Annotated in this window: 10 protein-coding genes; 5 read left to right on the top strand and 5 right to left on the bottom strand. The window is 72.9% G+C overall.

Features of this window, described 5'->3' with window-relative positions; genetic code table 11:
• Nucleotides 1-82 precede the first annotated feature (82 nt).
• Nucleotides 83-1123 carry a class II fructose-bisphosphatase gene (glpX, locus tag ACFYST_RS34675; RefSeq protein ID WP_387637798.1) on the top strand — a complete coding sequence of 347 codons (1041 nt, stop codon included), beginning with the start codon at nucleotides 83-85 and terminating at the stop codon, nucleotides 1121-1123.
• 176 nt (nucleotides 1124-1299) lie between these two features.
• Here glpX and ACFYST_RS34670 read toward each other — a convergent pair whose 3' ends face one another.
• Entirely contained in the window at nucleotides 1300-1653 is a 354-nt protein-coding gene (locus ACFYST_RS34670) for a WhiB family transcriptional regulator (RefSeq protein ID WP_387638868.1), read from the bottom strand.
• 244 nt (nucleotides 1654-1897) lie between these two features.
• Nucleotides 1898-2632, bottom strand: coding sequence for a DUF1707 domain-containing protein (locus ACFYST_RS34665; RefSeq protein WP_387868262.1), 735 nt, complete (start codon nucleotides 2630-2632; stop codon nucleotides 1898-1900).
• 234 nt (nucleotides 2633-2866) lie between these two features.
• Between ACFYST_RS34665 and ACFYST_RS34660 the strand changes: the two genes are divergently transcribed.
• On the top strand, nucleotides 2867-4528 hold the full coding sequence (locus ACFYST_RS34660) for a fumarate hydratase (RefSeq protein ID WP_387868259.1): 1662 nt from the start codon (nucleotides 2867-2869) through the stop codon (nucleotides 4526-4528).
• Between the two features lie 72 nt (nucleotides 4529-4600).
• Here the strand turns inward: ACFYST_RS34660 and ACFYST_RS34655 are convergent, their stop codons facing one another.
• Nucleotides 4601-4819, bottom strand: a complete 219-nt coding sequence (locus tag ACFYST_RS34655) for a hypothetical protein (RefSeq protein ID WP_387868257.1) — start codon at nucleotides 4817-4819, stop codon at nucleotides 4601-4603.
• Between the two features lie 208 nt (nucleotides 4820-5027).
• On the opposite strand from ACFYST_RS34655, the gene ACFYST_RS34650 reads away from it, so the two are divergent.
• The 3 genes from ACFYST_RS34650 (at nucleotide 5028) to ACFYST_RS34640 (ending at nucleotide 10938) form a co-directional block, all read left to right on the top strand.
• Nucleotides 5028-8000 (top strand): BTAD domain-containing putative transcriptional regulator, encoded by a 2973-nt coding sequence (locus ACFYST_RS34650; RefSeq protein WP_387868256.1) that lies wholly within the window; start codon nucleotides 5028-5030, stop codon nucleotides 7998-8000.
• Between the two features lie 424 nt (nucleotides 8001-8424).
• Nucleotides 8425-9162, top strand: coding sequence for a methyltransferase (locus ACFYST_RS34645; RefSeq protein ID WP_387868254.1), 738 nt, complete (start codon nucleotides 8425-8427; stop codon nucleotides 9160-9162).
• A 57-nt stretch (nucleotides 9163-9219) separates the two neighbouring features.
• Nucleotides 9220-10938 carry a SpoIIE family protein phosphatase gene (locus tag ACFYST_RS34640; RefSeq protein WP_387868252.1) on the top strand — a complete coding sequence of 573 codons (1719 nt, stop codon included), beginning with the start codon at nucleotides 9220-9222 and terminating at the stop codon, nucleotides 10936-10938.
• Nucleotides 10939-10944: 6 nt separating this feature from the next.
• On the opposite strand, the gene ACFYST_RS34635 is transcribed toward ACFYST_RS34640, so the two are convergent.
• Together ACFYST_RS34635 and ACFYST_RS34630 are read right to left on the bottom strand one after the other, a co-directional pair.
• Complete coding sequence (locus tag ACFYST_RS34635) at nucleotides 10945-11670, bottom strand: HNH endonuclease (RefSeq protein ID WP_387868250.1); 726 nt, start codon at nucleotides 11668-11670, stop codon at nucleotides 10945-10947.
• Nucleotides 11667-12584: an AAA family ATPase gene (locus tag ACFYST_RS34630; RefSeq protein ID WP_387868314.1), complete on the bottom strand. Its 918-nt coding sequence runs from the start codon at nucleotides 12582-12584 to the stop codon at nucleotides 11667-11669. The genes ACFYST_RS34635 and ACFYST_RS34630 overlap by 4 nt, the downstream gene beginning before the upstream one ends.
• Nucleotides 12585-13272 lie beyond the last annotated feature (688 nt).

The raw sequence follows: 13272 nt of genomic DNA, 5'->3' as shown, positions 1-13272 counted from the left end.
ATCGCAACAACCCTCGCAGCAGCGCCGGTGACCCTCCGTGACCCGATGCTGACTTGTCGTCGCGTACAGAGAGGTAACGACGATGACCACGCAGTACCCGCACCACCTTCCCAGCGCCCTGGAGGTCGCGCCGGAAGCCCCCGACCGCAACCTGGCCCTCGAACTGGTCCGGGTCACCGAGGCCGCCGCGATGGCCGCCGGCCGCTGGGTCGGCCGGGGCGACAAGAACGGCGCCGACGGCGCGGCCGTGAAGGCGATGCGCACCCTGGTGTCCACCGTCTCGATGAACGGTGTCGTCGTCATCGGCGAGGGCGAGAAGGACGAAGCCCCGATGCTGTACAACGGCGAGCGGGTCGGCGACGGCACCGGCGCCGAATGCGACGTGGCGGTCGACCCGGTGGACGGCACCACGCTGACCGCCAAGGGCATGAACAACGCCGTCGCGGTCCTCGCGGTCGCCGACCGCGGCACCATGTTCGACCCCAGCGCGGTCTTCTACATGGACAAGCTGGTCTGCGGCCCCGAGGCCGCCGACTTCGTCGACATCACCGCCCCCGCGGCCGTCAACATCCGCCGGGTCGCCAAGGCCAAGGGCTCCGCCGTCGAGGACGTCACCGTCGTCGTCCTCGACCGGCCCCGCCACGACGGCCTGGTCAGGGAGATCCGCGAGGCCGGCGCCCGGATCAAGTTCATCTCCGACGGCGACGTGGCCGGCGCGATCATGGCGGCCCGCGAGGGCACCGGCGTCGACCTGCTGATGGGCATCGGCGGCACCCCCGAGGGCATCATCGCGGCCTGCGCGATGAAGTGCATGGGCGGCACCATCCAGGGCCGGCTGTGGCCCAAGGACGAGGCCGAGAAGCGCAAGGCGCTGGACGCCGGCCACGACCTGGACCGGGTGCTGCACACCGACGACCTGGTCAGCGGCGAGAACGTGTTCTTCGTCGCCACCGGCATCACCGACGGCGAGCTGCTGCGCGGCGTCCACTACCGCTCGGAGACCGCCACCACCTCGTCGCTGGTGATGCGCTCCAAGAGCGGAACGATCCGGCAGATCGACTCCACCCACAAGCTGTCGAAGCTGCGGGCCTACAGCGCGATCGACTTCGGCCGGGCCAACTGAGGCCGGACCGGCGCGTACGCGAACGAGACGCCCGCGAACGGGCGTTGACCGGTCGGCGATGACGGATCGGCGTTGACCGGTCGGCGATGACGGATCGGCGTTGACCGGTCGGCGATGACGAACAGGCGTTCAGGGGCCGCCGGGGAGAACCTCCCCGGCCGGCCCCGCGTCCGTTCTCAGCCTGCTATCCGGCCCGTCAGGCGCCTGGCGTCCAGCAGTTCGGCCTCCCGGCGGCGCCGACGGGCGAGCACCACGCGGCGCTCGGCGGCCGTCAGCCCGCCCCAGACGCCGTACGGCTCGGGCTGGGCCAGCGCGTGCTCGCGGCATTCGAGCAGCACCGGGCAGCGCGCACAGACCCGCTTGGCCTGCTCCTCGCGGGAGAGCCGGGTGGCCGTCGGCTCCTTGGAGGGAGCGAAGAACAACCCGGCCTCGTCGCTGCGGCAGGCGGCCGAAGTGTGCCAGGGGCTGTCGTCCTGATCCGGCGGGGCCGCGGGGCGGCGGGCGGCGGCGGTGGACTCGATCGGATGCAGCACGGTGACTCCTGACCAGGCTCAAGGCTCGGGGATCGGTCGCCTCCTGCCCGACTGCCCCGTGCTCCCTCGCCGTGGCACCGTCGCCGACCCGCGGGGTCACAGCCGTACAGGAACGATGTGCGATTGGAACTACCCCGCCGCCCCCGGATTCATGCACACCGCACGCAATCGACTACCCAGTGCACTCGGAACAACGACGAGTGCCGCCAGGTGAGTTGACGCCCCGTGAGGTTTCCGCAGGTCAGCCCTCCAGCTGCCGGCGCACCCACTCCTTGAGCTTCTTGCCGCGCTTCGGCCTGGCCTCGCAGCCACCGAACACCGCCGCGCCCTTGATCCGCACCACCGGCGCGTACGGGTCCGGCGAGGTCTGCTCGCGGACGTCGAAACCGCCGAAGATGCCGGCGCCGCTGCCCTGCAGGGTGACGTTCTCCGGGACCCGGATCTCGACGCCGCCGAACACCGCGATCACCTCGATGACCACCTCGGGCGACTCGAACACCGCGTCGGTCAGGTCGATCTCGACGCCGCCGAACACGGCCACGGCCTTCAGGTGCGAGCCCACCCGCCAGCGGCCCTTGCGGGCGGCGCCGCCGAACACCGCGAGCATCGTGGGCGATTCGGCCCGGGCCGGCGGCAGCGGCGGCTGCTGCGGGGCAGCGGCCGGGGCGTCCAGCGGCGGCTTGGTCAGGTTGTGCCGGATCGGCCCCGGGTGGCTGGGCAGATCGCGGGTGAGCGGCTCCAGTTCGCCGAAGGTGCGGGCGTTGTAGGCGGCCTCGATCCGTTCGGCGTGCTCGTCGACGGTGAGCCGGCCCTCCGCGTAGGCGTCCCGCAGCAGGTCGGCGACCCGCTCGCGGTCGGCGTCGGCGGCCCGGAGCTCGCCGGCCAGGTCGGTGCCGGGAGCCGGCGCGGGCTCGTTCTTCTTCATCGGGGCGGGCGGCTGGCCCTGCGGCTGCTGCTGCTCGGGAGAGTTGTCCACGTCACAAGCCTAGCGAGCCCGCTCCCGGCCCGAACGCCGGTTCGACGCAATGCGCGTGGCACGGACCGGAAGCGCGGCGGGCGCGTACGGATGACGCGAGCGGGCGGCTCACTCACGGGCGCGCGCGCGTGACCCGCGTCACGCAGGCCGACCTGAGCGCCGGGGCCGTGCTCCGTGCGCCTAACCTGGAGGGTGCCTCGTCGACGACGCCGAAAGAACTGAAGGATCTCCCCCATGGCTTCAGAGTTCGCCTACCGCGACCTGCTCCCGCTCGGTGCGGACACCACCCCGTACCGCAAGCTCACCTCCGAGGGCGTCTCCACCTTCGAGGCCGGCGGCCGCACCTTCCTGCAGGTCGAGCCGGAGGCCCTGCGGCTGCTCACCGCCGAGGCGATGCACGACATCTCGCACTACCTGCGCCCGGCCCACCTGGCCCAGCTGCGCCGTATCCTGGACGACCCGGACGCCAGCCCGAACGACCGCTTCGTCGCGCTGGACCTGCTGAAGAACGTCAACATCTCGGCCGGCGGCATCCTCCCGATGTGCCAGGACACCGGCACCGCGATCGTGATGGGCAAGCGCGGCCAGAACGTGCTGACCTCCGGTCAGGACGAGTCGGCGATCGCCCGCGGCGTGTACGACGCGTACACCAAGCTGAACCTGCGCTACTCCCAGATGGCCCCCGTGACCATGTGGGACGAGAAGAACACCGGCAACAACCTGCCGGCCCAGATCGAGCTGTACGCCACCGACGGGGACGCCTACAAGTTCCTGTTCATGGCCAAGGGCGGCGGCTCGGCGAACAAGTCGTACCTGTACCAGGAGACCAAGGCGATCCTCAACGAATCGTCGATGCTCAACTTCCTGGAGCAGAAGATCCGTTCGCTCGGCACCGCGGCCTGCCCGCCGTACCACCTGGCGATCGTGGTCGGCGGCACCAGCGCCGAATTCGCCCTGAAGACCGCGAAGTACGCCTCCGCGCACTACCTGGACAACCTGCCGACCGGCGGCGACGCCAAGACCGGCCACGGCTTCCGCGACCTGGAGCTGGAGCAGAAGGTCTTCGAACTCACCCAGAAGATCGGCATCGGCGCCCAGTTCGGCGGCAAGTACTTCTGCCACGACGTCCGCGTCATCCGCCTCCCCCGCCACGGTGCCTCGCTGCCCGTCGCGATGGCCGTCTCCTGCTCGGCCGACCGCCAGGCGCTCGGCAAGATCACCGCCGAGGGCGTGTTCCTGGAGCAGCTGGAGACCGAGCCGGCCAAGTACCTGCCGGAGACCACCGAGGCCCACCTGGACGGCGACGTGGTCCGGGTCGACCTCAACCAGCCGATGGCCGCGATCCGCGAGCAGCTCTCCAAGTACCCCGTGAAGACCCGGCTTTCGCTCTCCGGCACGCTGGTCGTCGCCCGCGACATCGCGCACGCCAAGATCAAGGAGCGCCTGGACGCCGGCGAGGGCATGCCGCAGTACATGAAGGACCACCCGGTCTACTACGCCGGCCCCGCCAAGACCCCCGAGGGCTACGCGTCCGGCTCCTTCGGCCCCACCACGGCCGGCCGGATGGACTCCTACGTCGACCAGTTCCAGGCCGCGGGCGGCTCGATGGTCATGCTCGCCAAGGGCAACCGCTCCAAGCAGGTCACCAAGGCCTGCAACGAGCACGGCGGCTTCTACCTCGGCTCGATCGGCGGCCCGGCGGCGCGACTCGCGCAGGACTGCATCAAGAAGGTCGAGGTCCTGGAGTACCCCGAGCTCGGCATGGAGGCCGTCTGGCGCATCGAGGTCGAGGACTTCCCGGCGTTCATCGTGGTGGACGACAAGGGCAACGACTTCTTCGCCGAGGTCACGGACGGCCCGCTGATCACCAACCTGCGGGTGCGCTCGGCGCAGTGACCCGCTGAAACGGGACGAGCCCCGGCCGGTGAGGGTCGGGGCTCGTTCTGGTGACGTGGGTGCGGGCGTCGGTCACGGGGTGTTCGGGATGGTGCCGAGCGGCTCGAACTTCTCGTCGTCGTTCGGCGCGACCGGCTTCTCGACCCGCTCCACGGACGGGGCCGCCGGCTGCCCGGCCAGCACCTCGAAGGCGCGCTCGATCGCGGTCTGGTCGATGGGCTCGGCGATGTGTTCGACCGGGGCCGGGGTCTGGCCCGGCGGGGGAACGAGGGTGGTGGTCTCGTCGGCCATGGGGTGGGCCGCCTTTCAGCTGAGGATGGTTCACCCGGACGACTCTCCCCGGGCGTGCGGCCAGTATCGTAGGGGCCGCTAAATGTCTCATAAACGTCGCACCTCGCATCCGCTTGGTGGACGTTTGCTCGCACCCTCATAAGCTGACGCCCCCACACGACCGGCGTCAGCGTGAGGGACAGACGGTTCATCGGCCACAGGGGAGGACATGGAGCTTCAGGGCACGCGCTCCGCCGAGGCGTTGCGCTTCCAAGTGCTCGGCCCTGTCCAGGCATGGCGCGGTGACGCTCCGTTGGCGCTCGGATCGCCGCAACAGCAGGCGGTCCTGGTCGCCCTGCTGCTCGGCGAGGGCCGCCCGGTGACCACCGATGACCTGGTGGACGGCATCTGGGGCGACCGCACCCCGCCGCAGGCGGTCGCCGCGCTGCGCACCTACATCTCCCGGCTGCGCTCGGTACTGGAGCCGAACCGGGAAGTCCGCAAACCCGCCGAGGTGCTGGTTTCGGTGAGCGACGGCTACGCGTTGCGGATCTCGCCGGAATCCATGGACCTGGCGGTCTTCGAACAGCGGGTCGCAGAGGCCGCGAACGCGCGCGCCGACGGAGCGTTCCGCGCCGCTCACGACGGGCTGGTCTCGGCGCTCGACCTGTGGAGCGGACGCCCGCTTCCGGGAGTGCCGGGGCCCTACGCCGAGTCGCAGCGCAGCCGGTTGACGGAGCGCCGGCTGACGGTGGCCGAGGAGCGCTGCGCGATGGCGCTGGAGATCGGCCTGCACGCCGATGTCGTCTCCGAGCTCAACTCGCTGTCCACCGCCCATCCACTGCGCGAGCGGCTGCGCGAGCTGCTGATGCTGGCGCTGTACCGCAGCGGCCGGCAGGCCGAGTCCCTGGGTGTGTACGCGGACACCCGGAAGCTGCTGATCGAGGAACTGGGCGTCGAGCCCGGCACCGCGCTGGCCGCGATGCACGCCCGCATCCTGGCCGGGGACCCGGACTTGATGGCGGTGCTCGCCGTCCCGCCGAAGCTCGCCGCGGAGGAGTCGGCGCCGTTCGTTCCCCCGGCTCAACTCCCGGCCGATGTATCGGACTTCAGCGGTCGCAGCAAGATTGTGAACGAGCTCCGGGACGTGCTGAGGGCGGGTTCCGGCCAAGCCGTGGTCGTCACCTCGCTGGCCGGCATCGGCGGTGTCGGGAAGACCACCCTCGCGGTGCACGTGGCACACCTGCTGCGGCCGGACTTTCCGGACGGGCAGCTGTACGTGGACCTGCGCGGCGCGGGTGCGTCCCCGGCCGACCCGGCTGTCGTGCTCGGTGACTTCCTGCACGCGCTGGGCGCGCCCGACGCCCCCGACTCGTTGGACCAGCGCGCCGCGCTGTACCGATCACTGCTGGCCGACAAGCGGATGCTGATCCTGCTCGACAACGCCCGCGACGCCCAGCAGTTGAGGCCGCTGATCCCGGGCGTATCCGGCAACGCCGTGATGGTGACCAGCCGTTCGCGGCTGGCGGAGATCCCCGGCGCGCACCTGGTGGACATCGAGGAGCTGACCCCGGACGAGGCGCTCGCACTGTTCTCGGCGATCGTCGGCGTCGAGCGGGTGGCCGCCGAACCCGAGGCCGCGCTCCAGGTGGTGACCTTCTGCGGCTTCCTGCCGTTGGCGGTCCGCATCGCCGCTGCCCGGCTGGCCAGCCGGCCTCGTTGGAGCGTCTCGGACCTCGCGCGCCGGTTAGCGGACCAGCGCAACCGACTCCAGGAGCTCCAGCTCGGCAACCTCGCCGTGGAGACCACCCTGGGGCTCGGTTACGCCCAGCTCCAGCCCGAGGAGGCCCGGGCGTTCCGGCTGCTCGCGCTGGTGGACTCGCCGGACCTGCCACTCGCGGCCGTCGCCGCCCTGCTCGGCACCGCCGAGCAGGAGGCGGAGGACCTGGCGGAGGCCCTGGTCGAAGCGAACATGCTGGAATGCTTCACGCCCGGCCGGTACCGCTACCACGATCTGCTGCGTCTCTACGCCCAGCGGCAGAACGTCAAGACCGGTGACCCGGAGAACCAGCAGGCGGCGCTGCTGCGGCTGTTGGACCTGCTCCACGCCACCATCCGGAATGCCGTGCACGTGCTCGAACCCGACGACGAGCCGATGGAACCGCTGCACACCGCGCAGGCGCCCGGGCTGCCGTTCTCCGACACGGCGACGGCCCGCGAGTGGCTCCGGTCGGAGGTCGCGGTGCTGCTCGGCACTGTCGAGGCGGCGGCCAGCGCCCCGCTGGACCTGGTCCAGCCCGCCGTGGAGGTTCTCCAGAGCATGACCAGCGTGGTCGAGGACCCGTCGCTCGCCCCGCGCATCCGCAGTGTGCTGCACGCCGCCGCAGCGAATCCTGCGGCCCGGAACGACGCGGGAACGCTGGCCCGGGTGCACTACGCGCTCGGCCACATGCACCAGGTGGCGGCCGAACTCACCGAGGCCGAGGAGGCCCTGGCCGCCAGTCTGGCCCTCCAGCCGGCCGAGCGGGTCACCATGCTGCGGCTGGTCACGACCAGCACCATGGCGACCGTCCTGATCATGGCGGGCCGGCCGGCCAAGGCGCTGCCGTTCTACGAGCAGGCCCGCCTGCTCGTGTCCGAACTCGACGCGCCGATCGGCGAGGCACGGCTGTTCGGCAACATGGCGCGCTGCTACGTCGGGCTGGACCGGCACGAGGAGGCGGTGGAGGCCGCCCGGGCGGCGGCGACGGCTGCCCGGGCGTCCGGCAACGCCTCCTGCCTGGCCGACACCCTCTACCAGTTGGGCGTGGTACTGCGGGCGACCGGCGAGCCCGGCGAGGCCGCCGTGCACCTCCGCGACGCGCATCAGCTGTACCGCGCTCATCAGCACCCGATCTGGGAGGGCTACTCCCTCGCCCGCCTCGCCGCCTGCCTGCTGGCCGACGGTCAGTTCGCGGCGGCGGCGGAGGCGGCGGAGGAGTCGTTGTCGATCGCGCAGGAGATCGAGGCGGCGTACTGCCAGGGCATGGCCAACGCCGCTCTCGGCGAGGCGCTGCTCGAACTCGGGCAGCCTTCCCGCGGTCTGGCGTGTCTTCAGGAGGCGTTGACGGTGTTCACGCGGCTCGGTGTGCCCGAGGCCCAGCCCGTGCAGGACCTCATCGACTCTCGGCACACCGAGCCTTCTCCTCCCCCCGCGCCGTAAGGCCTTCGCTCCCCCGTGGTACCCCCCTGGTCCCCCGGCGAAGGCCTGTCCCCCCGGGGCGTCAGCGTTCCCGCAGCCCCCCGGCTGCGGGAACGCTTTGACGCTTCCCCGGCGCTGAGGAAGACTCTGCCAGGCCGCGATTGACGTTCGATAAACGCCGGCGGCTGGGTGGTTGATGGGGTATTGGGGCTGGTCAGGGGTGTGGTGCGGGCGTGGCGGGCGGCGTGCGGGGGGCTGGTGCGCTCCGTTGCGGGCGACGGTGTGCTTCGGTCGGCGGGCGATAATCGCCCAACGGCGAACGAGTTGGCCGGAAACGGACTCCACGGTGCGGTGATCGCGTTTATTCTCATAAACCAGGGTCGGGAGTGGTGTGCGGACCACGACGGGTGGGGCAGGACGCGCGCGGGAGAGGTGCCCAGATCAGGTGACGGACGAACAGACTGAAGTCCCCGCCGACGCCGAGCGGGCGTCCGCGGGGGAGGGCCGCCGGGCCGAGCGGGCCGGCCAGGCCGCTGCCTTCGATGCGATGGGGGAGCGGTACCAGGAGGTGTTTCCGGCCAGGTCGGGCCAGTTGGCGTGTGCCGGGTGGCTGGTGGAGCAGCTTCCGGCCGGGGCCGTGGTGTTGGACGTGGGCTGTGGCGCGGGTGAACCGACCGCGCGTCAGCTGGCGGACGGTGGGCTGCGGGTGATCGGTGTGGATCTCTCGGCGGGCATGCTGGAGCAGGCCCGGAAGGCGGTGCCGGAGGCGGTGTTCCACCGCTTCGACGTCGTCGACCTGGCCACCGGGAACGCCGAAGAACTGTGGGGCGTGCCCGAGTTGGGGCCCGCCGGGGCGGGGACGCTGGACGGTGCGGCGGCGTTCTTCTCGTTGCTGATGCTGCCGCGGGCGGAGATCACCGAGGCGCTCGGCCGGATCCGTGAACTGCTGCGCCCGGGCGGCCTGTTGGCGCTGGGCATGGTGGAGGCGGACCTGGACGACGCGGCGCTGCCGTTCCTGGACCAGCGGATCCGGGTCAGCGGCTATCTGCGTGAGGACCTGACCGGTCTGCTGGAGCGGTCCGGTTTCGCCGTGGAGGCGGTGGACAGCCAGTCCTACGCCCCGGCGGGGTCTGCGCAGCCGCCGGAGACCCAGCTGTACCTGCGCTGTCGGCGCACCGGCTGACCGGGAGTCAGCCGCCGCCTTCGACGTCCTCCACATCTGCACAGAATCGGGCAGCCCGTGCGCGACCACCTGGAGCCCCTGGCGGGGCAGCAGCCCGCCGTCCCCGTCCAGCGGCATCCGCCGCCCGACGGGCTGCCCCGGCTTGCCGAGCGCCTGGCGTACCTGGACGGTGCGGCCCGGCGGATCAACAGTTCGCTGGATCTGGCGGCCACCCTGCGCAACCTGGGCCGGGTGCTGGTGCCGGAGCTCGCGGACGCCCTGGTGGTGCTGGTCCGCGACCCCCTGCCGGACGTCGAGCGCGACCTGGGGCGTCCGCGCGCCCTGCGGGTGCGGCACACCGCCGGAACGAAGCTGGGCCGCTCCGGCGGCCTGCGCCCGGTGCCGCCCGGCAGCGCGCTGGAGCGCGCCCTGGAGCGGCGCGCCCCGCACGGCCCGACGGTGCTGGACGAGCGGCGCGGCGGCCTGCCCGCCGAGCTGCTCGGCGCCCGGGCGCTGGGCCGGCTGCCGGCGGGGACGGCGCTGCTGGCGCTGCCGCTGCACGGGCGGCAGGCCGCCCTCGGCATGCTGCTGCTGATCCGGCGCCCGGCTGCGGACGGGCAGCCAGTGTCGTTCGACCCGGCGGACACCGCGACGGCCGCTCACCTGGCGACCCACGCGGGCCTGGCCGTGGACACCGCGCTGCGCTACACCCGCGAGTGGGAGATCGCGGACGAGTTGCAGCGCTCGATGCTGCCCGCGCACCTGCCGCAGCCGCACGGCGTGCGCCTGGCGCACCGCTACCTGCCGGGCGAGCGCGGGGCGCAGGTCGGCGGCGACTGGTACGACTCGATCCCGCTGCCGGGCAACCGGGTGGCACTGATCGCCGGCGACGTGATGGGCCACTCGCTGACCTCGGCCGCGGTGATGGGCCAGCTGCGCACCTCCGCGCAGACCCTGGCGGGCCTGGACCTGCCGCCGCACGAGGTGCTGTACCACCTCGACGAGCAGGCTCAACGCCTGGGCCGCGAGCACCACTTGGCGACCTGCGTGTACGCGGTGTACGACCCGATCGCGGGCCGGGTGGTGATCGCCAACGCCGGGCACGTGCCGCCGGTGCTGGTCGGCCCGGACGGCACCAGTGAGCTGCTGGACCTGCCACCCGGCGCGCCGATCGGCGTCGGCGGCGTGGACTTCACCTCGGTGGAGCTGGCCGCGCCGCCCGGATCCTCGCTGCTGCTGTTCACCGACGGCCTGGTGGAGACCCGCCGCCGCCCGCTGGGCACCGGACTCGAACTGCTGCGGGCCCGGTTGGAGGGGGCGAACCGGCTCACCCCCGAGCAGCTGTGCCAGGAGGCGCTGCGGATCCTGCCGCCGGGCGACCGGGCCGACGACATCGCGCTGCTGGCCGCCGCGTTCGACGGGATCCCGGCCTCCGACGTCGCCTACTGGTACCTCCAGCCGCGGCACGAGACGCCGGGCCGGGCGCGCCGGCTGGCCGGGCACGCGCTGCACAACTGGGGCCTGGACCATCTGCGGGAGAACTGCGAACTGATGGTCAGCGAGCTGGTCACCAACGCGATCCGGCACGCCACCCGCCCGGTGACGCTCCGGCTGGTGCGCACCTCGCGGCTGCGCTGCGAGGTCGGCGACGACTCGGCGGCGCTGCCCCGCACCCGCCGGGCGGGCCCCGACGAGGAGCGTGGGCGCGGCCTCCAGATAGTCGCCCGGTGTGCGGACCGGTGGGGTGCGACCCGGCTGGGAGCGGGCAAAGTGGTCTGGTTCGAGCAGCGCATCTGAGCGCCTTCAGGTACTGAACCTTGGGTCGGCGGCGGCAAGTTGGTCGAGTGCGCCGAGGACGTCCGGGCCGAGCACGGCGAGCGCCAGCGGGCGACTGCGGCGCAGTCCGAGGACGGTGCGCAGCACGTCGGCGTGGTGGATCTCGTGCAGCGCCGCCACGTACTCCTCGGCCGCGGCCCCGTCGGCCGCCTGCCAGGTCAGCAGCAGCGCCTTGACCACGGCGAACATCAGCCGTCGGCCGCGCACCAGTTCGGGCCGCTCATTGAGGCCGAACACCTCGATGGTGGCCTCGCCGCGGACGGTCAGCGGGTCGTACGCGCCGGAGTCCAGGTAGAGCCGCAGGTGGTCGGCCGGGTCCTCGCGGCACGGGTCGACCAGCAGCGCGTCGCCGGTGGCCGGGTCACGCGGGAAGCGGTCGCGCTTGCGGTTGCTGTTGCAGTGCGCGCACGCCAGCAGGTGGTTCTGCCAGTCGAAGGTGCGCAGCGGCGCCTGGGCGATCGGCTCGAAGTGGTCGATGTCGGTGCCCAGGTTGTCCCCGCAGTACATGCAGCGCTCCAGCCCGGGCGCCATCTGCCGCAGCATCAACCGCAGTTGGGCTTTCGGACGGACGGCTTTGCGCCACGCGGCACGGCCGGACGCGGTGCTCGGGCCCGCCGTCCGGATCCCGGCCGTGGCCCGCTCGAGGTCGGCGGCCAGCCGCGGCTGCAGAGCCGGCCGCTGGAGCGGGATCACTGGTCCCGGCCGAGCAGCCGCGCGGTGACCTCGTCGACCCGGGCGGTCAGCGAGCTGTTCAGCTTCGCCCCGAGCTCCCGGTACTCGGCGAGCTCCGCGTCGGTGGCCCGGCCCGCGTACATCTTGCGCTCCAGCCGTACCAGCAGCCTGCGTTCGGCCTCGGCGGCCGGCGAGTAGGCGCTCGGCAGCCCGAACAGCTCCGACAGGACGGTGTCCTCCCCACTGCCGTACAGCACCCGCTGCCGCAGGTCCTCGTCCAGCCGGTGCGGCGCGAACTCCTCGCCGGGTCCCGGGAGACGGATCAGCGCGCCCGGGTCGGCGGCCTGGCAGACGTACGGGCTGTGGGTGGCGACCAGGAACTGGGTGCGCGGGAAGTGCTCGGTCAGCCACGGGCCGAGACGCTGCTGCCACACCGGGTGCAGGTGGCGGTCCACATCGTCGATCAGCACCGGGCCCGGGTGCGGGGTTGCCGCGACCTGACCGACCATGCGAGCCAACGCGGCGACGCCGTCGCCCAGTTCGTCCAGCGGCAGCTCCAGCGCGCCGTGCGCGACGTACTGCCGCTCCGGATCGCTGACCCGCCAGCCGGGGGGCAGCACGCCGGCCACCAGCTCGGCGTCCAACGGGACTTCTCGGCCCTGGCCGGGCTCCACGAAACGCGCCTGCCGCGCGCCCTGCACCTCACCGACCCGCCAGCGCGGCGCGGGCTCCGCCTCCACCCAGCCGTCGCCCCATACGCTTCTCTCGCCACCCGGCAACGCCCCGAGCGCCATCGCGACCGCCCGCAGCAGCGTGCTCTTCCCGCTCCCGTTCGGCCCCGCCACCACGTTCCACCCCGGCCCCGGAGGGAGCGCCAGATCCACCTCCCGCGCCCCGCCGAAACACTTCACGCCGGAAACCCTGATCCGCGACACATACACCGGGCCACCACCCCCTGCGGGGTGTTATGCCCAGCCCTCGCCCGCCCACCCACCCGTGACCCCGACAGCAGAAGGCGAAGAGAGCCGGGGCGGCGCCTGCGGCCGGCGGCAGTGGTCACGGGCGGGCAGACCGGCAGGGGCGGCGCCTGCGGCGAGCAGCGGCGGGACCACGAGCGGGGCGGCGCCTGCGGCCGGCGGCGGCGGGGCCACGGGCAGGCAGACGGGCGGGGCAACGCCTGCGGCGAGCAGCGGCGGGACCACGAACGGGGCGGCGCCTGCGCCGGCGGCGGCGCGGTCACGGGCGGGTAGACCGGCCGGGGCGGCGCCAGCGGCCGGCGGCGGCGGGGCCTCGGGCGAGCGGGCCGGGGCGATGCGAACGCCCGTGGCCGCCGACAGCGCCCCCGCGTCCCACCTCGGCGGAGGGGTCACGGGCGGATGGGCGGGCCGGGGCAACGTGCACGTCAACCGCCGAGCTCCAGCGGCCCTCGGGGGTTCACCTCGGCGGTGGGGTCACGGACGGGTGGGGAGGGGCGGCGCCAGCGGCCGGCGGCAGCGGGGCCTCGGGCGAGCGGGCCGGGGCGATCCGAAACGCCCGTGGCCGCCGACAGCGCCCCCGCGTCCCACCTCGGCGGAGGGGTCACGGGCGGATGGGCGGGCCGGGGCAACGTGCACGTCAACCGCC

The sequence above is a fragment of the Kitasatospora sp. NPDC004614 genome (assembly GCF_042873675.1).
Lineage (GTDB): Bacteria > Actinomycetota > Actinomycetes > Streptomycetales > Streptomycetaceae > Kitasatospora.
This window is presented reverse-complemented; position numbering and strand designations above follow the sequence as displayed.

Bases quoted from the DNA above. Each gene is read 5' to 3' on its own strand.
- glpX (WP_387637798.1), top strand. From the start codon at position 83: ATGACCACGCAGTACCCGCACCACCTTCCCAGCGCCCTGGAGGTCGCG.
- ACFYST_RS34660 (WP_387868259.1), top strand. From the start codon at position 2,867: ATGGCTTCAGAGTTCGCCTACCGCGACCTGCTCCCGCTCGGTGCGGAC.
- ACFYST_RS34655 (WP_387868257.1), bottom strand. From the start codon at position 4,819: ATGGCCGACGAGACCACCACCCTCGTTCCCCCGCCGGGCCAGACCCCG.
- ACFYST_RS34650 (WP_387868256.1), top strand. From the start codon at position 5,028: ATGGAGCTTCAGGGCACGCGCTCCGCCGAGGCGTTGCGCTTCCAAGTG.